The sequence below is a fragment of the Arenibacter algicola genome, assembly GCF_000733925.1.
In the GTDB taxonomy this organism is placed as follows: Bacteria; Bacteroidota; Bacteroidia; order Flavobacteriales; family Flavobacteriaceae; genus Arenibacter; species Arenibacter algicola.
The window spans coordinates 2,280,275-2,301,829 of sequence record NZ_JPOO01000001.1; the positions used below are offsets into that span (position 1 = coordinate 2,280,275).

General features: G+C 39.0%; 22 protein-coding genes. 1 reads left to right on the plus strand and 21 read right to left on the minus strand.

Features of this window, described 5'->3' with window-relative positions; genetic code table 11:
• Positions 1-2: 2 nt before the first annotated feature.
• Positions 3-1,244 (minus strand): efflux RND transporter periplasmic adaptor subunit, encoded by a 1,242-nt coding sequence (locus tag U735_RS0109685; RefSeq protein WP_031443641.1) that lies wholly within the window; start codon positions 1,242-1,244, stop codon positions 3-5.
• Positions 1,245-1,547: 303 nt separating this feature from the next.
• Here U735_RS0109685 and U735_RS0109690 point away from each other — a divergent pair, with 303 nt between their 5' ends.
• Positions 1,548-2,027 (plus strand): Dps family protein, encoded by a 480-nt coding sequence (locus U735_RS0109690; protein WP_031443642.1) that lies wholly within the window; start codon positions 1,548-1,550, stop codon positions 2,025-2,027.
• A 99-nt stretch (positions 2,028-2,126) separates the two neighbouring features.
• On the opposite strand, the gene U735_RS0109695 is transcribed toward U735_RS0109690, so the two are convergent.
• From U735_RS0109695 to U735_RS0109805, 20 genes are all read right to left on the minus strand, one after another.
• Positions 2,127-3,068, minus strand: a complete 942-nt coding sequence (locus U735_RS0109695; protein ID WP_031443643.1) for a metallophosphoesterase — start codon at positions 3,066-3,068, stop codon at positions 2,127-2,129.
• 61 nt (positions 3,069-3,129) lie between these two features.
• Positions 3,130-3,552, minus strand: a complete 423-nt coding sequence (locus U735_RS0109700) for a DoxX family protein (RefSeq protein ID WP_031443644.1) — start codon at positions 3,550-3,552, stop codon at positions 3,130-3,132.
• 177 nt (positions 3,553-3,729) lie between these two features.
• Positions 3,730-5,907: an amino acid permease gene (locus tag U735_RS0109705; protein WP_034248139.1), complete on the minus strand. Its 2,178-nt coding sequence runs from the start codon at positions 5,905-5,907 to the stop codon at positions 3,730-3,732.
• A 215-nt stretch (positions 5,908-6,122) separates the two neighbouring features.
• Positions 6,123-6,932: an amidohydrolase family protein gene (locus U735_RS0109710; RefSeq protein ID WP_031443646.1), complete on the minus strand. Its 810-nt coding sequence runs from the start codon at positions 6,930-6,932 to the stop codon at positions 6,123-6,125.
• Positions 6,933-7,277: 345 nt separating this feature from the next.
• The gene (locus U735_RS0109720) at positions 7,278-7,949 is read right to left on the minus strand and encodes a VOC family protein (protein ID WP_034248141.1); all 672 of its coding nucleotides are present in this window, start codon (positions 7,947-7,949) and stop codon (positions 7,278-7,280) included.
• Positions 7,950-8,065: 116 nt separating this feature from the next.
• Positions 8,066-8,593, minus strand: a complete 528-nt coding sequence (locus U735_RS0109725) for a sigma-70 family RNA polymerase sigma factor (protein ID WP_316933007.1) — start codon at positions 8,591-8,593, stop codon at positions 8,066-8,068.
• Positions 8,594-9,124: 531 nt separating this feature from the next.
• Positions 9,125-10,240 (minus strand): DUF2914 domain-containing protein, encoded by a 1,116-nt coding sequence (locus U735_RS0109730; RefSeq protein WP_031443650.1) that lies wholly within the window; start codon positions 10,238-10,240, stop codon positions 9,125-9,127.
• A gap of 124 nt (positions 10,241-10,364) precedes the next feature.
• Positions 10,365-11,477: a glycoside hydrolase family 88/105 protein gene (locus U735_RS0109735; protein ID WP_031443651.1), complete on the minus strand. Its 1,113-nt coding sequence runs from the start codon at positions 11,475-11,477 to the stop codon at positions 10,365-10,367.
• Between the two features lie 268 nt (positions 11,478-11,745).
• Positions 11,746-12,147: an ACT domain-containing protein gene (locus U735_RS0109740; protein WP_031443652.1), complete on the minus strand. Its 402-nt coding sequence runs from the start codon at positions 12,145-12,147 to the stop codon at positions 11,746-11,748.
• Positions 12,148-12,171: 24 nt separating this feature from the next.
• Complete coding sequence (locus U735_RS0109745; protein ID WP_031443653.1) at positions 12,172-13,341, minus strand: Gfo/Idh/MocA family protein; 1,170 nt, start codon at positions 13,339-13,341, stop codon at positions 12,172-12,174.
• Positions 13,342-13,518: 177 nt separating this feature from the next.
• Positions 13,519-14,079, minus strand: coding sequence for a DUF4256 domain-containing protein (locus tag U735_RS0109750; RefSeq protein WP_103103952.1), 561 nt, complete (start codon positions 14,077-14,079; stop codon positions 13,519-13,521).
• 133 nt (positions 14,080-14,212) lie between these two features.
• A complete protein-coding gene (locus tag U735_RS0109760; protein WP_103103949.1) occupies positions 14,213-15,226 on the minus strand; it encodes a hypothetical protein in 1,014 nt (337 codons plus the stop codon).
• A 22-nt stretch (positions 15,227-15,248) separates the two neighbouring features.
• The gene (locus U735_RS0109765; protein ID WP_031443656.1) at positions 15,249-15,686 is read right to left on the minus strand and encodes a GNAT family N-acetyltransferase; all 438 of its coding nucleotides are present in this window, start codon (positions 15,684-15,686) and stop codon (positions 15,249-15,251) included.
• Between the two features lie 48 nt (positions 15,687-15,734).
• Positions 15,735-16,964 (minus strand): MDR family MFS transporter, encoded by a 1,230-nt coding sequence (locus U735_RS0109770; RefSeq protein WP_031443657.1) that lies wholly within the window; start codon positions 16,962-16,964, stop codon positions 15,735-15,737.
• A 378-nt stretch (positions 16,965-17,342) separates the two neighbouring features.
• The gene (locus U735_RS0109780; protein WP_031443658.1) at positions 17,343-17,696 is read right to left on the minus strand and encodes a 5-carboxymethyl-2-hydroxymuconate Delta-isomerase; all 354 of its coding nucleotides are present in this window, start codon (positions 17,694-17,696) and stop codon (positions 17,343-17,345) included.
• Positions 17,697-18,000: 304 nt separating this feature from the next.
• Positions 18,001-18,630, minus strand: a complete 630-nt coding sequence (locus U735_RS0109785; protein WP_031443659.1) for an NAD(P)H-dependent oxidoreductase — start codon at positions 18,628-18,630, stop codon at positions 18,001-18,003.
• An 11-nt stretch (positions 18,631-18,641) separates the two neighbouring features.
• Entirely contained in the window at positions 18,642-19,358 is a 717-nt protein-coding gene (locus tag U735_RS0109790; RefSeq protein WP_031443660.1) for a GNAT family N-acetyltransferase, read from the minus strand.
• Between the two features lie 4 nt (positions 19,359-19,362).
• Complete coding sequence (locus tag U735_RS0109795; RefSeq protein WP_031443661.1) at positions 19,363-19,809, minus strand: DMT family transporter; 447 nt, start codon at positions 19,807-19,809, stop codon at positions 19,363-19,365.
• A gap of 4 nt (positions 19,810-19,813) precedes the next feature.
• A complete protein-coding gene (locus U735_RS0109800; RefSeq protein ID WP_031443662.1) occupies positions 19,814-20,794 on the minus strand; it encodes a cyclase family protein in 981 nt (326 codons plus the stop codon).
• A 70-nt stretch (positions 20,795-20,864) separates the two neighbouring features.
• Positions 20,865-21,443: a Crp/Fnr family transcriptional regulator gene (locus U735_RS0109805; protein WP_031443663.1), complete on the minus strand. Its 579-nt coding sequence runs from the start codon at positions 21,441-21,443 to the stop codon at positions 20,865-20,867.
• Positions 21,444-21,555 lie beyond the last annotated feature (112 nt).

Consider the following 21,555-nt stretch of genomic DNA (forward strand, 5'->3'; position numbering starts at 1 on the left):
AGCTAATTTAAAGATAGAATTCTCTTTTCTTCCATTCCTTCCGGTTTGCTCAGATAAACTATTTCCTTCTCATTTAAACCTTTTTTTATGATCACTACATCCAAATTGGATTCGCCCATTTCTATTTCCTTTTTATCGATGGACATACCAGACTTGGTATAGACAAAACTTATGGAATCTTGGGAAAAAACCGCTTCCAAAGGCACCATAAGGACATCTTCTTCCTTGTGTATCAAAATTCTATTGGAGGTGGTCATTCCAGGTCTAACGTTATCATTGTTCTCATCAAAGTTTACCAATACCTGAAACAACTTGATATCCGAACCCCTTTTCTCTTCGCCCACATTGGCAACATTGGTTATGGTTCCCTTTAAGGTTATATCTGGGAAGGCATCAAAACCTATTATAACGGGAAGGTCCTTTTTAATTTTCCTAATATCCACTTCATTGGCATAGGTCTTGGATTCCATTTTGGTCAGATCAGGGAGGGTCGCAATTGCCGGATCCCAACTGTTTATGGTGGTTCCTACCTTCCTTTTGGATCCATCCCAGTTTTTGGCATAGGTTACCATTCCATTGGTGTCGGAATGTATGGTGAAGGATTTTTGAAGATCCCTGAGCTCTTCCAACATTTTTTTTATTTTGGAGACTTCAGTTCCCACTTCTACCATTTTGGCCATGGCCTTTTGCTCCTTGATTATATAATCCTCCGTTTTTTCTTTTAGATCACGCTCCAAGCGTTCAATATTTATTTCCAATTTTTTGATGGTAGCAGGGGGTTCATAAATGGACTGTTTAAGTTCCAATTTATTTTCTTGAATATCAAAAAGCAAATCTTTTATCGCTGTCCGCTCCTGTTTAAGAGTAAGGGTTGTATCCAGCTGTTCCTGGGTGTATTTGGATTCAGCAGTTTCCAAGTTTAATTGGGCATCCAAAATCTGTTCATTCACCTCAGAGGGATCCAAGCGTCCTACATAGTCGCCTTCCTTTACAAAAGAGCCTTCCGGAATTAAATCTTGGATCTTGACATTAAGTTTAAATTTCCGAATCTCTTCCGGGGCATTAATTTTTTTTAAACTGGTAGATTGGGCCTCTCCGGAAATAATGACTTCATTAACAAAATCGCCCTTTACCACTTTGGTGGTAACGGCTACATCTTCATCAGCGGTGTTCCCGAAAAGGGTGTAACCTACAAGAATAAGAACAATGGGAATACCAAATAGGAGTAGTTTTTTTTTATTCATTATTAGGTGGTTTAGTTGAAGGGGGAGTGAATCAAATTTAAGCTAGTCCATCTATATACAAGAGAATATTTTGTTATTGTTTTCTTAATTAATCAGTAAAACTTATGATAATTGATTAATTCTTGGGTTATACTTAAATTTTTATGTTAATTTATTGATATTCTATGCAATAATCATTCCATTCCTCAACCTTACTTTCTTCCTATCGTATATTACTATTCAATCATAAAATCTATCAATAAATTAAGACTTCTTTTGGGTATGGGTTTCTGTAACTTAGTGGTATAATAAAAAAGACACATTATGCAATTAAACAGTATAGGTTTGGATGTTACCAAATCAAAATCGTTAAGTAAGGACTTAAATCAATTATTGGCAAATTTCCAACGTTACTATCAGAACCTAAGGGGAATTCACTGGAATATAAAAGGGAAGAGGTTTTTTGATCTTCATGTAAAATTTGAAGAATTGTATACCGATGCCAACCTAAAAGTGGATGAAATAGCGGAACGGATACTTACCTTGGGAGGGGTTCCCCTTCATACTTTTGAGGATTATATTGAGAATTCCAAAGTTCCGGTTGGCAAAAATATAACCAAGGATGAGGATGCGATTCGCTTGATCGTAGAATCACTTTCAGAATTATTGGTTATTGAAAGGGCTATTTTGGATGCATCGGATGAGGCTTCCGATGAAGGTACCAATTCTATGATGAGCGAGTTTATCACCCAGCAAGAAAAAACGGTGTGGATGATGAAAGCTTGGTTGGCCGAGGAAATTTAATTGATTATACTATTAGTTAGCGTCGTTAAATAGATCGTTAGGTTTACAGATCATCCCCAATATGGATAATGTTTTGGCTATCAAATACCATAACAATCCCTATTGGGGATGATTTTTGTTTTGGGAGCTAGGATCCAAGAAATGTCTATCGAAGGAAAAGGGATAGTCGAGTGAGGTATCTACCGTTATTTTCACGGCTGTATCCCTTCCATCTATTTGTAGCCTGGTAATGTTTTGTTCTGGCCAGGGTTTATTTTTGATCCAAAAATGTCCATCTCCTTGAACCATTAGAACTGGTTTCCCAAAAGATTGGGCGGCAGATCGAAACAAATCCGTAAAGGGTTTAAATTTATCAGGACCGGCTTCCACTATATTGGCATGGCCAAAAACTACCATGGCTTCTACATTGTCCACTTGCTTTTCCAAGAGTTTTTTAACCCATTGGCCATTTTGGACCAATCTGTTATGCCATTCCAAGGAGTCATGAACCTGACTTCCTACGAGATTAACTCCTATAAATAAAACATTCTTCTGTGTCCAACTAAAGTTTTCTGTACGCTCGGGCTGATAGATGACAGTAGGTTCAAACGTCCAATTTTCATTAAAATGAAGGAAATATTTGTTCCAGTATTCCAATCCTTGCTGTGGGTTACTGCAATCATTATATTCATTGTCTCCCAAAACGATAAAGGTAGGCGCCTCAAACGTCCTTAATATGCCCGAAACATCTTGGTAGACCGTTTCATCACATTCAGCGGCACCGGGCTTTATGTCCCCTACATGGATAACAAATTCTGAAGGATCAATGGCATTGTGCTTGGATATGATATCGATCAAGCCATCGCGCTGTTCATTGTTGTACGGTACGTCCCCAATAGCGGTAAAGGAGATGGAAGTAATTTCTTCCGATGGTGTATCAACCGTACTGGAGTCCGAACCGTTGTTCTCCCGACAGGAAAAAAATAATAAAATTGATATTATTAAAATCCAATACTTTACTCCGGACTTTAATGGTGTTAAAGATATATAGGTACAAGGCATGATAAGGTTTAACCGTAAACATTTAAATATTAAATATAATTTAAATACGGTGTTAAATGCCCTATTTCTGCATTTTTAAATAGTAATCTGCGGAATGTTTGCCAGATCCATAGAACATAAAGAATATACATGCCAATAAGGTGATGGAAGCCAGAACTAGATTTCTGCTATTCATTTCCCCCAAAAAATTAACCAATACTGCACCAATAAGGATTGGTAATTGAGCTACTACTGCCCAGCGGGTAAGTAAGCCTATTACAATTAAAAAGCCACCAACAAAATGTGCCGGCGCAACATAATGAATAATCAACATACCTCCCGGAATGTCTTGAAAGGGTTTAATGATTTCTGCCATTTGTTGATGATTGGACATAAAATCTACTCCTTTCATAAAAAGAAATACTCCCAATGCAACTCTTAACAAATCCAAGGGATAATAAGTATGTGCATTGGCCCATTTGTTTAAAGATTTAATTGTTGCCATAATTGTTGTATTAAATGTTACCTATTCTAAGATACTCATTTTTAGCGAAATGTAAAAGAATTCAAGGTTTCAATTTAATCATTATGGCCGCTATTGGGAGCGTCCGGCAAACTACATTGGTTCCACTCTGGAGCGTTAAGTCAGTATGAAGCATGGTAAAAAGCCTGGTTGGTTTTTCTATACCAATACATTTTCAAAATCGGAATCGGAACAAAAAACGGCCGATATCCTGGAATCGTTTACAATTTTGACCATGTCATCAATGGTCACCCCTGGTTCTATACTGAAAATATTGACATCCGCATTTTTTTCCTTGGCTACGTTTTCGTGTAGATTTCCTTCATGTATTTTGATGGTGGTTCGTTTTGGGAACCGAACCATCGTCTTTAAATCTTCAATATCGTTCTCTGCAAATATCAGTTTGGGATTATTATTGAGAATATGTACATCTATGTTTCCTTTCCAATTTCGGCAAATAAGAAGGGAGGTCAAGGCAGATAGGTTGTTGTTGTTTACACTAAAGGTTTCCTTCCAGTCCGCCGGAATATTGGTCATCCACAAATTGATACTTTTTTCAATGGCCAGACTCGCCGTGGCATAGGGAATGTAAATAATCATCCCAAAATTATTCTTCTTTGTATCGGCTATTAATTTGTTGTAATAGGACAAATTGGAGATAGCAGTATCTATACTGATGAAAATAATGTTGGGTTTAAAGAAAGCGGCATTTAGGGATTGCATACTTACGTTTACGGTAGTGTTGAAATCTGTGTTATCTATTATGGAATACGAAACGGATAGATCACTCTCTTTAAATTTCTTTACAGCGTTCTTAAGGAAATTTTCCATGTTTCTCTGTTCGGTCTCATTTTCGTTTCTTAGGGCCAATATCTTCACGGATCCTTTAGGGTAAATAATGGAATGGATAAGCTTAAAGGAACTTCTTAATTCTTTGGGCATGGTGACGGGAATTAACAGGTCCGGGCGCCATGATCTCACTTCCCGTTCCTGCCTTAGGCTATTTGTTTTTTTGGTAGCCCACTCGGCCAAAGCTGTAAACAGACCACTTCTAGAGTCCCCTGCGGCCGATTTAATGTTCATTTTAACCAGATAGAGATAGAAAATCACTATGAAAATCAAAGAAAACAAGGCTACGATCACGTTTAATACAAACATAATGGCAATGGAGCCAAAGGCCCCGATTGCGGGAATAATTATGGGAATTTTTAGGGTAGGCCTATAGCTAGGTAATCCCAAAGTCTGTTCTACAAGTGCTACTATATTTACCATGGCATAGGTTATCATAAAAAACATGGTAAGCAAAGGGGCAATAGTGTTTAAATTTCGAAGTGAAATACCAAATAGCACCAATCCTGCTGTAATTAGCATGGCATTGACAGGCTCTCCTTTTTTGGATTTTCTGGCGAGTTCCTTGCTCTTGGGTAGTATATTTTTTTCTCCCAATGCCAATAATATTCTTGGGGCACCAACAAAAGACCCTAGGGCAGAGGATAGGGTAGCCCCCAAAAGACCCGCTAGGACAATAGGTCCAAAAAGGGCCTTGTCTATAAAAACATTATAATTTTTGGCCAATTCATCCGGGGAAGCGATTACGGCTGCAACAAAAATTAAGCTGATATAAATTATAGTGGTGATTATTACTGAAGATATGGTACCTACGGGAATACTCTTTCTTGGATTGGTGAGATCGCCGGACATGTTTGCCCCCGCCATTACCCCGGTCACTGCAGGGAAAAAGACAGCAAAGACCGTCCAGAAGGAGGATCCGCTAAAATCGTTCTCCACCGAACCTGGATACTGTCCTATCCATTGAATATTAAAATTCAACTCATTTACAAACAGGGCGCCGTAGATAGAAACCAGGGATAAAACGATGACACCTAAAATTACGAATTGAATTTTAAAGGCAAAACTGGTACTGATAAATGCAATGCCCATAACTACCGCAAAAATGACCAAATCCAGAAGCACCGGATTAATGTCTGGTGTCAATGTTTGTAAACCTTCCCTAAAACCGAAAATGTACATGGCAACGGCTATGGATTGGGCAAAATAAAAGGGAATCCCTATAGCTCCTCCGATTTCCAGGCCCAGGGATTGCGATATTAAACTAAATGCACCGCCACTACCTATTCTAATGTTGGTAGTGATGGAAGATAGGCTAAGGGCCGTAGTCAAGGTAATGGCGACGGACAATAAAACTATGCCCAAGGCTCCCATAACCCCTGCATTGCCAACAACCCAGGGTTGGCGTATATACATAATGACCCCTAATATGGTTAGGGTGGTAGGTGTAAAGACCCCTGCAAAGGTCCCAAAAGTTTTCTTGGTCATACCTATATTCTATTAAAAGGTCTAAAACGTATTGGTTTAAGGCCTTTACCTACCTATAAGATATTCATTTATTTTTGATTTAGCACAAATTCGGCGGTTTGGTTTTAACATTTTGATGGGCCGAAGATTTGTATGATAATCTATTTACTGCTGAATCAGCATCAATAAATGTCAAAGCCTTAATTTTAGAGTACACTAAAATGGTAAGGTGTTTTTTAAAGTTTGGATACATCAATTTTAAAAAGATCGGCAGCATTCTTCCATAGGATCAGTTCCTTTTTTTCTTCAGGAAGATCCAATTGTTTCATAAAGTTGAGATAGGAGTGCATGTTGGAAATGGGCCAGTCCGTACCGTATAAAAGATACTGGGGATTCCCGGCATAGGTTATCATTTCCTCCAATTCATTTTTCATGAATCTTTCAAATTTATATGAAAAATTACCCAATACCAGACCAGAAACATCACTATATACATTTTTGTTCTTGTATACTACTTCCATACAGTCTTTGATCCAAGGATTGCCCACATGGCAGATGACAATTTTAAGTTCGGGAAAATCCACGGCTACATCGTCTATATGAATGGGATGGGAGTATTTGATCCTTCCCGTTGGGGAATAGGTGTCGCCGGAATGAAACATAACTGGTATATCGTATTCAACCGCCATATCATAAACTACCTGTAACCTTTTATCATTGGGGTAAAAGGGTTCGTAGCCTGGGTAAAGTTTAAGACCTTTTATAAGTCCATCATCCAAAAACTCACTTATTTCCCTTAAGTCCCTATGGGTGTAATTCAAATAACTGATCCCTGCAACCACGCCAAGATTATCACGTCCACTAATGGCTTCCACCACCTTCTTGGTACTGGGTCTATGTTCGTTTACCTTATAGGAAGATAACACCAAAGAATAATCTACCTTATTTTCCTGCATGGTTTCTGTTAGCAAGTTGAGGCATTCTTCCAAGGAAACTACCTTGTCTTCATGGTAGTTGTTGATATGTGTATGGACGTCTATTATCATAAATATTCAGTTTTATGTTTTGTTGGAAAATGATTTTTTTTTCAATGTTTACAAAAGGAGAAGGTTGCTTTTAAACATTTATTAATCATTATATATTGGGATCTTTTTTATTTGTTCGAATTTTTAGGTTCACTCTTTTCTTGATTCTTTTTATTATCGTGAATTGTAATTACCATGGCAAGGATCAATAAGACTAATGATATGACCCGTCCCCAAAATCGAAAATCCATTTGGTCCCAGGAGTTGATAAAGCTTACAATGATCCATATAGCACTTGTAATTATTAAGAGTAGGGGATAATTTATTTTTCCCATTGGCATATTAATTTTTATTGGTATTCTGCTGCTAAGGGCCAGTGACCTTTATACTTTCATTTTTGAAATCCACATGGTATTGTTTGCCTTTTTCCTGCATTAGCAGTTTAAAATTGGATGCAAAGGCTTTGTCATTGGTGGGATACCATTTTTTATGATCCTTATTAATACAAATGAACAATCCGTTTTCATCTCCAATAGCACAAAAATTACCAAAACCTCCGTCGTAGATCTCAATTCCCATAGCATTCCTTAAGATACTAAATTCGCTTTCAATATCCCTTGTTGGGACACCAATCTCGGATATTTCCAGAAATTGTTCCGGTCCAAAATTCTGGTCCGATTCATTCTTTAGGTTTTTACGCGCTATTAGTTCCACAATATTTTTGTCGTGGTCATAAAAATAGATGGCTTTGGCATTCCAGGCCCTAAAGTCTATAATTTCATCTTGTTCATCCTTTAATATAGTAATTCTGGACTTTAGCCATTGCAATGCTTCTTCCTCTTTATTGGCGGGAATATTGATAGCGAAATGATATGGGGTAGCCTCTTTTTTTTGTTCAAATTGCAGTAGGGAATTACCAATATGAAAAGAAACATTTTTTGGAGATTTCTTCACTATTTCCAACCCCAAGACTTGGGAGTAAAACTCGGTTTGCCCATCAATATTGGAAGTATATAGTGTCAATTCCTGGATCTTCATTCTTAGGTAATCATAGTTGGCAAAATTATTTGATAATAGATCAAACCACTGCTTTGTCTAAGATAACAAATCTTGAACATTCCTTTGATAATATAGGCTAAGGAAAATAAGGGAAGCTAATTACAAATACTGCAGTTGGAATCCCCAATGAGTTTGCCTTCATTGTTTAATTCAAATTTACAGCAAGCATTAAAATTATGGACAAGAAGTGATTTTGCGCGTCTAATTCTTGCTTTAACGTTGGCCAGGCTAATGTTCAGCACTTGTGCTGCTTGATTTTGGGTCTGGCCCTTCAGGTAAACCAATTGAACCACTTCTTTATACTGCTTGGGTAAATTGGTTACAAAACGATCAAAACAGCAGAAATCCTGATTGCTGTCCTGATGGGATGAAATATCATAGGAAGGTATAGGTATTGTTTTGGCAGCAAGGTGGTAATGATTGGAAATTTCATTCCTAACAATAGTAAATACCCAAGCCCTTACTTTAGTTCTGTCTTTTAAGGAAGCAATGTTTTGATGGATTTTTAGAAAGACATTTTGGATTATTTCCCTTGTGGCTTCCTCATCTTTCACTTTTTTTAAAGCAAAAAAGTAGATTTCACTGTGGTGCTTTCTCCAAATGTCTGCCGTTTCAATCTTCATATCTTTAAGATACAAGTTTGGCCTTGAAAGACCAACCTTTTTTTAACAACATTCACATTTATTGCAATCGCATTTGTTGCAAGGACAGTTTTTTTCCAAACAGTTTACACAATTACATTTGTTGCATTCACATTGGGTACATTTACAAGTATTCATGTTATAAGGATTTAAAGTTTATTAAGGAGACTAACTCTTGCCTAAAAGGATACAAAAAAATGAATGTTTTTTGTACATTATTTCTGCATGTGGAAAATTAGTGGTTTATTAGTGAACCTCAATTTTGAGAAGTCGGTAAGACGCACTGAAAATTGCAAGTTGAACTAATCCCGCCATTTTCGGCGGGATCTAGGTTCAATACCTCTACCCTTGGGTCGGTTCCTATTATTGGGTTCAGGGCCTGCCTTTGTCGGTAGACAGGCTTGCCCTGAGGTTTAATAACTTTTGTTCTTTACAGGAATGCTCTCTAGAAATTTATTTCAGCATTTGGCCCACTTTCTTTGGACATACAGCCATAAACAGTAAAGCCAAAACTCAGAATATTTTCTGTGTTAATCCCTTTGGTTGCAAGGAATCACTGGTAATCACTTCAAAGTCTATTATGCCCAAAACCAGTTCTTCCTGTGTAAGCACCTCTACTTTCCACAAACCTTCCACTAAATTGTTTTTAAAGGTATAACCGCGATAACCGCCATCGCGGCCTCCGGTAATGTCATAGCCGATATCCTCAATAATTTCCCATTCCCGGGTGGCATCATTAAACCATTTCCAGCGATGAAATACCGATTTCTTTAAACTGGTAGGGGCAAATATGGACGAAAAAACATAGACATCTTCATTGGGCTTCTGTATAAATTTTAATCGATGCTTTCTCCAAAATACATACCATTCATCAGTTTCATAGGTAACAAGGTAGTTGTTGTTTTCTACCTTTACTTGATGGGCAACAATACCATTGCTCAGGGCAAGAGGTACTGGAGGGATAAGTCTAAAAAAATAGAATATATTGATCATAAGGTAAATGGAAAACACTATTCCGATGAGTTTCCCAAGATGTATTTCCAATCTTGTACTGGGACTTGCACGATAAATAAGAGTGATTAACGCCAAGGTTGAAAATAAACTCAGGAGACCCGAGAATATAAAAATATCGGGACTCATTTCCTTGATCAACACAGGAACCATAAAGGTGAAGAAGGTATAACTGATAAAGAAATATACGCTGAACTGTAAGTACTTATTGGATATTCTTTTTTTTAAAATTTCATTGGCAAATAATAAGACGAGGAGAATGATTAGGAAGAAAACGGTTTTGGACATGGATACGCTACGCGAGTAATAAATTACGTAGGCACTGGACAGTCCGCCGAAGAAAAATTGAATGGCCAAAGGATAATATTCTTTGAACTTTTCGAGTATGGTATTGTTCCATTTGCCATCATCAGCAAGGTTATAGAGGTATAGTGTAATGGTCAAGGAGGTCATATGCAGGCACAGTACGCTTAGGTCATATAGCCTGTCTATGCGCCCTAAGGTAAGGGTGTCAAATATGAATCCGCCAATGAAAAATAGGATGGGAGCATATTTTTCATGTTTTCTTATGAACCCTCGCAATCGGCTATTCCTAAACTGTACCAAGCTTCTTTTCATCGCATTGTTAAGTGCCTAAAATTATATCATTAAAAGGCATTGCAATGACCCGTATCAACAAGTTTTTGCTTCTACTACTTTTAGGGTTAATGTAAATAAATTTTAAGATATAATTACTGGTGCCTTATTTTCCCCCGTACAACTTGTAAACTTCAGAACCGGCGCTTAGAAATGCTCCCGTACCATAAACTTCCGTTTTGTCGGCCCAGGCCTTCCCTGGTGCGGCTCCAATAGGCTGAACATAGCCCAACATGCCTTCGTTGGTAACATGGCCCACCAAGGCGTTCCATCCTTTTTTTACAGCAGGGGTATAGGCGGCTTTATCCAATATTCCCTGGTTTATGCCCCAGGCCAAACCGTATACATTAAAAGCGGTTCCACTGGTTTCCGGAGTAGGGTAAAATTTCTGCCCCAATAAACTCATGGCCCAATGGCCTTCGGGAGTTTGTATTTCCAGCAATTTGGCAGCCATTTTTTTGTAAATGTTCAGGAAATATTTGTATTCCTTGCTCTGCGGATCCAATTCGTTCATGACATTAACGAGTCCGGCAAATACCCAGCCGTTACCCCTTGCCCAAAATATTTTGGTACCGTTGTCCAATTTGCCCATATAACTTTCGTCCCTGTAGTAAAGGCTTTCCTTTTTATCGAACAGGAAATCGGTAGTGGCCTTGAATTCCGTCATCATGAAATCGAGATATTTTTTTTCACCTGTAACATTGTACAATTTTGCCCAGACAGGTGGAGACATGAAAAGGGCATCGCACCAATTCCAACGGTCCTGGTGATAGGGAGTTTTCCAATGAAGGGAGCTTAGAGAAGGATGGTACATGATAAAATTGAATTGTTCTTTGGTGGGTTCTATCATTTGCTTGTCCTGATATTTTCTATACAGATCAATATATAACTGACCAACGGTATGATCATCTGCATGGTATTTTCTACGGTGTAATTGCCATTCATGCTTTTGTCCAATGTCTTTTAGCCACTCATAATATTTGTCATTATCTGCCAAAGCCGCCCATTTTACCATACCTACATACAAGGCACCATTGGTCCAGTCCAATGGGTGGTGCGGCTTATCATGTCCGCTGTAGAGCCCTTCGTAATTGTCTATCTGCCAGTCGGCCACTTTCTCCATGACCTGTAGAACTTCAGTCGGCTGTATATCCTGGGCTAGTGTAAGGGTGGTAAACGCAAATACTAAAAACGATGTAAAAATGGTTGCTCTTCTCATTGTTGGTTTAAATTTTTATAGTTGATCATTGGTGCTTTAGAATAGTAAAAGGCTTCCAATTTAGCATATCCAATGGCTCTGGATATTCAGGGAAACCTATTATAACTGATATCAGTCATCAATAATAGTAAATATTTAGTTAAAATCTTTTTAATTAAATGATTAATATGTCGGTAAAATGATAATGATACAATTTTAGGTAAAATATGGTCCAGACATTAAGGGAGGGAATAGGGCAGGGCACCAACCATTGAAGCTAGGGAGCCTGCTATTTGGACTTATGGGCTAGGGCTGTTAAAACAGACATTGCCTTTTCGGAATCCTTTGTATCCACAAAAATATGGTCGTGATAATAGCCGGCTATTACATTACAGCTTATATCATTTTTGGCCAATGCTGTAGAAAACACTGCAGTAAGACCTACTGCTTCCAATGAGGAATGAATTCTTAAGGTAATCCAAGAGGCCACATAATCATAGGGTAGTTTTAAGTGGTCCGCTTTGCTCTTTTCGATTACTACAGTAGTTCCTTCCTTTTCCTTTAATTCACAAAGAGTATCCTTTCTTTTAATATCATCCGTGTTTGGTACTGTAGAAAATACGTATTCCCCTGGGTTCAGTTCAGGGGACATTTCCTGTATTAATTTGGATATGTTGGTTTCCCCACTCATTTAATTAGTCATACTTAATATAGATCAAACATTGAGTTTATGAGCCATTTTTTGACCCTTCAGCGCCAATTCCGTAGCAAGGAAACAATGTTCCTGTGTCATGGCTGTTTCGGTACGGTGAACTACATCGTTTACCAATTGTTCGCCATAGGGCATATAGATATTGGAGCAATCGTAATATTTGGTTTCTTTTTGGTTTACTAAAAATAGGTGATTACCCCCCTCTTTGCCTGCAATGTCGATGTATTTTCGCATTTCAATATAGCCATCCGTACCCAGAATAAAGGTACGCCCATCTCCCCAAGTGCCTAGTCCCTCCGGTGTAAACCAGTCGATTCTGATGTATCCGGTAGCGTGTGCACTTCTTACGCTCATGTCACCAAAATCCTGGTATACGGGATTGTCGGAGTTCTTAAAATTTCCTATTTGGGAAAAATTGACATCCGCTTGTTTGGAGTTGGTGTAGAATAGAAATTGATCACATTGGTGCGAGCCTATGTCACATAGAATACCTCCTGCTTTTTCGGGGTCGAAAAACCAGTCGGGACGCGATTCGGGTCGCATTCGGTGCGGTCCCAGCCCTATAGTTTGTACCACCTTTCCTATGGCTCCGGCACTGACCAATTCCCCGGCTTTTACAGAGGCCGGATTACCTAAACGTTCACTATACACTATGGAATAAATGCGCTGCGTTTCCTTTTGTACTTTTTTTACTTCCTTCAATTGTTCCAAAGTAAGAATGCCAGGTTTGTCCGCCATAAAATCCTTTCCGGACTGCATTACTCGAATGCCTATCGGAGCCCTTTCTATCGGAATGGCAGCGCTGGCCACCAGCTGGATTGAATTGTCCTCAATAATTTCATTTTCGCTTTTTGCAATTTTTGCCTTGGGGTAGCGCTTGGTGAATTGCTGCAACAATTCGGGCTCCTTGGCATAAACGGCTACCAGACTTCCACCACCGTTGATTAGAGAATCTACCATACCATAAATATGGCCATGGTTTAACCCTATTACGGAAAACCTAATGGATTCTTTGGTGTTGGAAGGCTTATTGGGCTGCAATATAATTTCTTCAGGCCTAGAGGTATTATGTAGGTTGTGGCCAAAAATGTGGGTCGGGACCATAGCGGTGGCGGTTATTCCGGCTAAGGAGGCAAAGGATTGGCCTATAAATTTACGTCTGTTGGATGGCATTTGTTTCGGTTTTTTGTGTTACGTAATATAGCAATAATCTTTCATTTTTGGCAGTAAATGGGAATGCTAATACTCACTGGAATACCCACTTGTTCTTTTTAAGTTGACCATTTAAAATTGTAGAATATAAAGTTTTATAGCTTATTTATACTTTAATTGCATCCAAATCCCTTTGAATTAGACCCTTAATCTACCGCGGAACCCTCTGGCGGCATAATAGGAATCGGCCCCATTGTGATAAACAAAAACATGACCGTACCTATAATCGGCAAACAGTGCCCCTCCAAGTAATCGAATATCGGACGGAGTCTGAATCCAACTAGATGTTTTTGTATCGAACTTCCCCAATTTTTGTAGTTTTCTATAGTCCTCTTCGGTCATTAAATCTACTCCCATGGCCAAGGCCATAGAAATGGCATTGTGTTTGGGTTTGAACTTTTTCCTAGATTCCAGTGCCTCCTGGTCATAGCAGGCACTTCTTCTTCCCGCAGGGCTTTCCGCCGAACAATCAAAAAAGATATATGCACCACTTTCCACATCAAAATCGACCACATCCGGTTCCCCTCCGGTCTTTTCCATTTCGTTTAGGGACCATAATTTTTCAGGATTGTAATTAAATTTATTCTCTATAGCATTCCATTCAAGACCTTTATGCCTATTCATGTTCTGGTTGAATCTGGTTTTTAAAACTTCCAGAATAGCGGCCTGTTCCTTTGTGGTTAATTTAGTTATAATCATAAATGAACTCATTTTTTATTGTCTGTGGCCATATAGGAGTCAGTACTCCTTTTCATCCAGAATAAAATTAACCCATCTATATGAATTAGGGGGAGTTTGTTATAGATTTTCATACGCGTGCTTTTAGCAAAGCCTATCTCCCATAATCGCCCTGAGCATATGAGGCCACAATACTACTGTTCGGTGTTTTGCAGTTCGTGGGAAAGTCGAAAAAATAAATGCATTTGGGCAAGCCATTGTTAAAGTCGATTTGCACCCAACCTTTACTGCTGCTTCCAAAACCTGAATAACTATAATTGGCCTTTACTGATTTAGGCCTCCCTTCACTGTCTTTGGACAGTATGGAAACAGCGGAAATACTTCCCGGGGTATAACGATTGAACGACCAGGTTTTGGATTGGTTGGCTACCAGGTCATCTATCAACTTACTATAATCCTGGGATCCGGTAGGTCCCCCAGATTTTTTCATGGCGGCATATTTGCTGCTGCCCTCCATGCGGATCGAAGGTTTGTTCAGGGCAAAGAGTTTTAGGTTTTCTTCAAATCTTCGAACACCGGCACTATTACAGCTGTTAATCTTAAAAATTTGAAGCATATCATTTTTTAATCCTTTGGCCTGATGCATTAAATCTACTGAATTGCCCATGGCATTTGGGTCCAATATCATGTCCATTGTAGTACGCACGGCATCGGCCTTTTGGATATTTTCAACTTCTATTTTGGCGTTATAAAGGTCTGGGCGAGCAAAAAGACCTGTGCCTACCCATTTATATTCAACACAAACCCTACTAAGCACATCTCCATAGATGTTTTTGGAAACCTCTTCTACGGCACATACCTGTTCCATAATCTCCACCTTGTCATCTGGCAGGTAACTTGGACATTCTCTGCCAAAGGCCCTTAAGTATTGCTCAAAAATCATAAGGAATCGCATGTCCTCACGTTTTAATTCAATATTTTCAAAATGACCCCTAAAGATATAATCGAAAAACTCGGCATTGTACAAGCCATCGGTATTAAATACCAATGATTGCGGGGGGATGCCCCCTTTTTCTGAAGGTTTAGGTGTTGAATGCTTAAAGGAAGAAAAATTAACGAATAGAATACCTAGGAACAAGATCCGTATAAAGTAATTGCTTTTCCACATACACATGTATTGGAACTGTAAATTACAAATTGGATATAGGGTACTTAAATAAAATATACTCCCCTTCATTTGATGTTCCTTCGGATACCGCTACCCATCCCGACTTCAAATAGAAATGGACACCTGATTTATTTTGTTTCAAACATTTTAAGCTAAGGTCAGAATTGCCTTTTTCAATGATTTTGTTCAATAGTAAGGTGCCAATACCTTTACGTTGATAATGCTTGGATATATAAAGATGGTGAAGGAAGCTGTCCTGAAGCCATATGGAAGCAAAACCAACTATTTCTGCTCCCACCTTCGCTACCAAAATGTATTCTCCTTCGGTGTCTTGGTTAAACGAAGATTTGTCTACAGAATCTTTGGGCAACCATGTAAAAGTGGAATTACGAACTTCAAAATAAATTTGTTGGAGCAGTGCTCTATCGTTTTCCTCAAAATCTGATATCTCCACTTTCATACCTATAAGTGGTAATATTTATGTACAGTAGTAGCCATTGGTCCAAGATTATCCAATAGTTTTCAAAGAAGCCGTTTTGTTTTCTTTCTTTAAAAAATAAATCAGGAACAACATAAATGCTGCACTGGATATGGCCAATAGGGTAATGATATTCCAGGTAGACGTATATCCCAAATTCGCCACTAAATTCATTCCGATGCTGTGACCAAAAATATGGGCTATGGAGAAGGAAATGGAGTAATAGGCCATGTATTGGCCTTGGTTTCCTTTTGCGGATCTATTCAGGGCCAAGGAATTGGAGAACGGGAATACGATCATTTCTCCAAAGGACATAAGAACCATTCCAATAACCAGGACTCCTATCCATCCGGTAAGATTGATTACAATGAAGCTCAATGCCGTTAATAGCACCCCGATTAGGATGAGTTTGGACATACTATTTTTACTACTTTCCAACCATTTGATCAATGGCATTTCAAAAATAAAAATAAGAAAGCCGTTCAAGCCTAGGAGCAGGCCGATCTCTGCCTCCGTTAAATGATGCACATCCTTATAAAACAGGGGAAGGGTAGATAACAGTTGAAAGAATGCCAGTCCAAATAATGTCATGCCAATCAAAAGAATCATAAAGGCCTTATCTGTATACGCTTCTGCGGGATTTACCACCTTAACCTGCTCAATAACCTTTGCTTTCCTAGGATTAAGAATTTTCAACAATAACATTCCCGCAATAAAACAAGTAATGCCATCTATCCAAAAAAGTCCCCCATAACTAAGGGTAAAAATAATAAGGCCTCCCAGGGCAGGTCCCGCAGAAAAACCCAAATTAATGGCCAACCTGATCAGGGTTATGGAACGCGTTCTATTTTCTGGTTTGCTATAGGAGCTCAAGGCCACAAACATGGCCGGACGGAACATATCGGCTATGGCCATTAGCATTAAGACTCCAACACAAAAACCAATAAATGTTGTTATGTATTGTAAGAGGATAAACGAAACTCCTGAAGCCAATAGACTTATTACCATAACCTTATAATAGCCTATTCTATCCGTTAACTTTCCTCCCAACCAAGAGCCGATAACTGACCCTAGGCCAAAGAGTGCCATGATCCACCCCACATCCGAAAGGCTGAAGTCCAAACTTTGGGTAAGGTATAGGGAAAGAAATGGTATAACCATGGTACCGGCCCTGTTAATAAGTGTAATAAGTGACAGCCACCACACCTCTTTAGATAGTCCATTAAAGGTGTTAAAATAACTGAATACTAATTTTTTCATTTAAAACATTCATTTTTAATCTCAAAGGTGATACTAGTATATTCCCACATTGGTAATAGATACTGTGTAAATGTTACAGATTATTGTCCCAATATTATACATTTGATTCCTTGTTCATAGCAAACCTTGCATATGAACATGGGTTATATTATCCATTGGATACTACCTTGTCCATAATCATTCTGCAAACAATTATCTCTGACAAAACCAATTGCTTTACTTTTTCAATTCTGAATGGATTGTACCTTCCAAAATATATAGTTTGCATTCACTTTAAAATGAATACAATATTCTTAACATATCCATAGATGAAAATAATAGCTATAGTTGCGCCAAGGACTAGAATTTGTTTCAATATTATCCCTGATATTTCCATGCTTACTTTCCTTCCACCATCGATTTATTGCAGTAGGTGGCTTTCTCAAAATCCCGGATGTTTATGGAAATAATGGGAACTTCGGGAAGCATTGATGTCAATTCAGAAACTATTCTTTTCGATAAATCACTTTTTTCGAGATTGCTTCTTCCTTCCATAATATTGGCAAAAATGTGCATAAAGTCGTTCCTGGTATTGCCTATCGTATAATATTTGAAGGGATTGATCCTTACCTTAATGTCCCCGTCTTCAAAAAGACCGGATGCTTCAGCGGAATCATAAACTCTCTGTATGATTTCGTTTGGAGTCTTTTTGTTTAATATGTTTTCTGAGCAATCAATTACAAAGTGTGGCATACAATTTTTCTTTAGTTAATTTTTGGCAAGTCCAACCTGCTTTATTTGGATGTTGGACTTGCCATACTTTTTTTCAATTCTATTTAGTTATCGTGAGTTCGTTTTACATTTAATTGTCAATAAGTTCTTTATGATAATTTTGTCCGGTCGAGCGTAGTCGAGACCTCAATTAAAAATCGTTATAGTACAATAACCTCTCGACTCCGCCTGCCTTCCGGAGGCAGGCTCGAGGAGACAGTAGTAATTTTTTAATTTGCACTAAATCAATGTCTTGTAATTATTTTTTATGTTGAATTCATGTTAGTTAGGCAGTTTGAAACAATTCTTCCTTGGTTTTTCTAACCTTTTTTCTATTCTGTGTTTTGTCTGAAGCAGATCTATAACCTACTGGGGCTATCACGGCTGCATTAAGTCCTAGCTCATCCAATCCCAGTATTTGATTGTAGGCCTGGTTGTTAAACCCTTCCATGGGACAGGCGTCTATTTTTAGCTCTGCGCAGGCAATTAGTAGGTTGTTCAAGGCCAGATAGGTCTGCTTTTCCGACCAGCTTTTCCGATCTTCAGCGGACATCTTTGCGATACTGGTCTTAATGAATTCCCCATACTCTATTATACCTTCGGACGAATTCCCTAGAGCAGTCATAATTCGTTGTATAAAATCATCTACGTGCCGATCATAGTCAAGGGTGTAATTACAAAAAACGAAGAGCTGGGATGCGTCGGTAATTTGCGATTGGTCCCAAGAGGCTTTTCGCAGTGCTGCCCTGATTTCATCGTTTTCAATGATCAATACCTTATAAAGTTGTAGGCCATAGGACGATACGGAAAGCCTTATTGCTTCTTTTAAATATTCCAGGTCTTGCTCGCTTACTTTTCTTTTTGGGTCGAACATTTTGGTGGCATATCGCCAATTAAGATTGTCTATTAAGTTCATTTTTTTATGTTTTAATGTTTTACAAAATTTTTAAGGAGGAAATCTTCTCGAAATCCAGTTTTTAAATAAAGTCCCTTTGCCATTTGTGAGGCCTGTAGGGTAGCATACATGGCTCCCTGTTGCTTGGCCAAGTTTAGAACATGGTTCAGTAGGTCTGCTGCATATCCCTTTCGTCTATGGTCCGGGACAACACCAATGGAGTGAATACCGGCCAAATTAGGGGTGTCATTAAAAAGAACAGCTGTCCCAATAGATTGGGATCCATGGTACCCAATGAGATAGTCTACCCTGTTCATGGTGAGTACTACCGTTTCCGGGCTGATACAATATCCAAAAGCCTTAAGAAAAAGACTGGACCACAGTGCAGCTGTGCCAGTGTCCGTTACCTTTTGGAAGGATAGTTCACTGGTATGGTAGTGGTTATCCTTCAGCTGTATGGACATGCCGGTCAGTTCATTTTTTAGTATAAAGTTTTGGGACAATAAAAGTTTCTCGGTGACATTGGTTTGCCATACGGGGATGGTGAACCCAGCGATATTGGTTCTATCGAGAATTTCTTCCAATTTCTTTCTGCTCGGAGGCCGATGAAACCATAGTTTATTGGGCCATTCTGATGCTGCCACAGTGCTTATGGCGTAATCATCATCGCTGTAAAATTGGCCATTGGCCCTGCCTGCCAGGCTCCATAGATTAGTTAGATTCCTTATGTTTTCTCTGGTTAAATCCATCACTTTAATATTTTATGAGTATTATTCCCAAGGTCATCACTAACATTCCCATTATTTTTTTAATGGTCATGGGTTCCAAGGGCATTCCAAACCAACCAAAATGCCCTGCTATAGCAGCAAAAATTATTTGACCACTAAGCCCAAAAACTACCGCCGTAGATATCCCAATACGTGGAATGATGTAGTAAAAGAGCGTTACTGCCAAGAAACTTAGAGCGCCTCCCGTAAACCACATATAGGCAGGGATCGATTGTATTTGGTCTGTACTTGGAAGTTCGCGGACGGTCATGAAAACCGCAATTAGCGTAAAACTCGCGCTCATAATCAAGGCTGCTGATGTAGCCAACAAGCTGCTGTTTAGCAGTACCCCAAGCCTAGCGTTTATTCCACCTTGGATTACGACCAAAATACCTACCGAAAACGAAAGCAGTAATAATGATGAATTGTTCATGGCCTTACTCTTTCATGTTCATTGGGATGGCTATGGGCCGCATAGGGGAGGCGCTGGCACCCCTTAATTTCAGGGAGGCTGCAATGAACGCAAATTCATACACCGCGTCTTTGGATAGTTTTTCCAAATATAGCTGCTCTATAAACATTACTCCTTTTTCCGCAAGCAGGTATGTATGCACAGGTACCCAATTGTCTTTCCGTTCTGGCGGAAAGGCCTCAAAACTAAGGTTATCCGCACCTAGGAGCATAATTCCCTTCTCCTCTACCAACCACTTAACGGCATCAAGGCCTATACCTGGATAGTTATCCAAATAGTGCGGGGCATCTTCATAAAACTCGGCTTGGCCCGTCCTGATCAATACAACGTCTCCGGGTTTTAGCTCCATACCCTGTTTCTCTAAGGTGAGCTGAAGGTCCTGGGAAGTGATGCGATAGTTTTTTGGAAGTGGTCCTTTGGCATTCGCTACGTCCAATAGTACCCCCCTGGCAATAATTGGCGGAATGGTTTCTGCTCCGGTCTTCTTCCAGCCCTTGTCCCCAAGGTATTCCTCTGGGGTATATCCATTCCATATTTTACCATCTAGACCAAAGTGGTTCAATGCATCTATATGCGTCCCCATATGGGTGTACATGGAGATGGCGTCCCCGGTATAGCTAACCTTTTTGTTCATTTTCTCTCCTAGACCATTGGGATTGTCCACTATAGTACCATGTGGTGTATGTGTAAGCCAATACTGGTATCCAGGATCTCCCAAGGAATGAAAGCTGGGCATTCCAACAAAGTAATCTACACTAAGGTCGTATGTCTTTCCGGAGGATATTTTGGATAGTACCTCTAGCTTAGAAGCTTCGGTCATCATATTTAGGGTGCCAATTTGATCCTTTGGTCCCCATGGACTTTTGCCCACTGTTTCATGTTGCTGCCCTATAGCCAAAAATTGAAAAAAGAGCAGGATTGCAATAAAAATTTTTGTCCTTTTCATGATTAAAATATTTTGTTGGAGCAAATATCAAAACCATGGGGAACTATTTCATTAAGGTATCTTAAGAACGCTAATAATCCCTTAAATTTTTTCGGATTGTACTTAGGTGTTCAGGAGTGACTCCCAAGTAGGAGGCAAGCATATATTGAGGAATTTGTTGTTCTATGTCCCGGTAACGTCCAATAAACTCAAGGTAACGTTGCTCGGCAGACTGACTCATGTTGTTGATCGTTCTTTCCTGAAGGGCAACATAACCGTTTTGGGTTTTGATACGAAAAAATCGATCCATCATATGGATTTCATCAAAGAGATCATTTAATCTATCCCTATGAATTTGCATCACTGTACTCTGCGTTATGGCCTGAATAAAGAAAGTGGCAGGTTTCTGGGTGAGATAGGCGTACAGGTCGTTGATCCACCATCCATTTATTCCAAATTGAAGAATATGTTCAGCACCCAATTCATCTATACTAAAAAGTTTTACGCATCCTTCGGAAATAAAGCGCATATGATTGGAGTATTCCCCACTTTGAAGTAAAAATTGTTTCTTTTTGAGGGATACGGGCTCAAACGATTTCTGGATCAGCTTGGATTCATCTTCGGTAAGAGGAACCAATTCCTTAATATTTCCAATGAGGTGGTCATACATTATTTACAGATTGGATTATTCTTAATTAGATTTCCGTTTAAAATTCGAAAAAAATCCCGTTAGGAACAAGGTAAGGCCCGTTAATCTTAACTAAAGTCAATATATTTAAATT

What these genes read in the sequence shown, in the direction of transcription:
- U735_RS0109725 (WP_316933007.1), bottom strand. Translation starts at nt 8,593, where the DNA reads ATGAAGATTGAAACGGCAGACATTTGGAGAAAGCACCACAGTGAAATC.
- U735_RS0109780 (WP_031443658.1), bottom strand. Translation starts at nt 17,696, where the DNA reads ATGCCACACTTTGTAATTGATTGCTCAGAAAACATATTAAACAAAAAG.
- U735_RS0109710 (WP_031443646.1), bottom strand. Translation starts at nt 6,932, where the DNA reads ATGATAATAGACGTCCATACACATATCAACAACTACCATGAAGACAAG.
- U735_RS0109700 (WP_031443644.1), bottom strand. Translation starts at nt 3,552, where the DNA reads ATGGCAACAATTAAATCTTTAAACAAATGGGCCAATGCACATACTTAT.
- U735_RS0109800 (WP_031443662.1), bottom strand. Translation starts at nt 20,794, where the DNA reads ATGAAAAGGACAAAAATTTTTATTGCAATCCTGCTCTTTTTTCAATTT.
- U735_RS0109685 (WP_031443641.1), bottom strand. Translation starts at nt 1,244, where the DNA reads ATGAATAAAAAAAAACTACTCCTATTTGGTATTCCCATTGTTCTTATT.
- U735_RS0109705 (WP_034248139.1), bottom strand. Translation starts at nt 5,907, where the DNA reads ATGACCAAGAAAACTTTTGGGACCTTTGCAGGGGTCTTTACACCTACC.
- U735_RS0109790 (WP_031443660.1), bottom strand. Translation starts at nt 19,358, where the DNA reads ATGGATTTAACCAGAGAAAACATAAGGAATCTAACTAATCTATGGAGC.
- U735_RS0109690 (WP_031443642.1), top strand. Translation starts at nt 1,548, where the DNA reads ATGCAATTAAACAGTATAGGTTTGGATGTTACCAAATCAAAATCGTTA.
- U735_RS0109760 (WP_103103949.1), bottom strand. Translation starts at nt 15,226, where the DNA reads ATGTGGAAAAGCAATTACTTTATACGGATCTTGTTCCTAGGTATTCTA.
- U735_RS0109695 (WP_031443643.1), bottom strand. Translation starts at nt 3,068, where the DNA reads ATGCCTTGTACCTATATATCTTTAACACCATTAAAGTCCGGAGTAAAG.
- U735_RS0109785 (WP_031443659.1), bottom strand. Translation starts at nt 18,630, where the DNA reads ATGAACTTAATAGACAATCTTAATTGGCGATATGCCACCAAAATGTTC.
- U735_RS0109745 (WP_031443653.1), bottom strand. Translation starts at nt 13,341, where the DNA reads ATGCCATCCAACAGACGTAAATTTATAGGCCAATCCTTTGCCTCCTTA.
- U735_RS0109750 (WP_103103952.1), bottom strand. Translation starts at nt 14,079, where the DNA reads ATGATTATAACTAAATTAACCACAAAGGAACAGGCCGCTATTCTGGAA.
- U735_RS0109805 (WP_031443663.1), bottom strand. Translation starts at nt 21,443, where the DNA reads ATGTATGACCACCTCATTGGAAATATTAAGGAATTGGTTCCTCTTACC.
- U735_RS0109720 (WP_034248141.1), bottom strand. Translation starts at nt 7,949, where the DNA reads ATGAAGATCCAGGAATTGACACTATATACTTCCAATATTGATGGGCAA.
- U735_RS0109770 (WP_031443657.1), bottom strand. Translation starts at nt 16,964, where the DNA reads ATGAAAAAATTAGTATTCAGTTATTTTAACACCTTTAATGGACTATCT.
- U735_RS0109765 (WP_031443656.1), bottom strand. Translation starts at nt 15,686, where the DNA reads ATGAAAGTGGAGATATCAGATTTTGAGGAAAACGATAGAGCACTGCTC.
- U735_RS0109795 (WP_031443661.1), bottom strand. Translation starts at nt 19,809, where the DNA reads ATGAACAATTCATCATTATTACTGCTTTCGTTTTCGGTAGGTATTTTG.
- U735_RS0109735 (WP_031443651.1), bottom strand. Translation starts at nt 11,477, where the DNA reads ATGAGAAGAGCAACCATTTTTACATCGTTTTTAGTATTTGCGTTTACC.
- U735_RS0109730 (WP_031443650.1), bottom strand. Translation starts at nt 10,240, where the DNA reads ATGAAAAGAAGCTTGGTACAGTTTAGGAATAGCCGATTGCGAGGGTTC.
- U735_RS0109740 (WP_031443652.1), bottom strand. Translation starts at nt 12,147, where the DNA reads ATGAGTGGGGAAACCAACATATCCAAATTAATACAGGAAATGTCCCCT.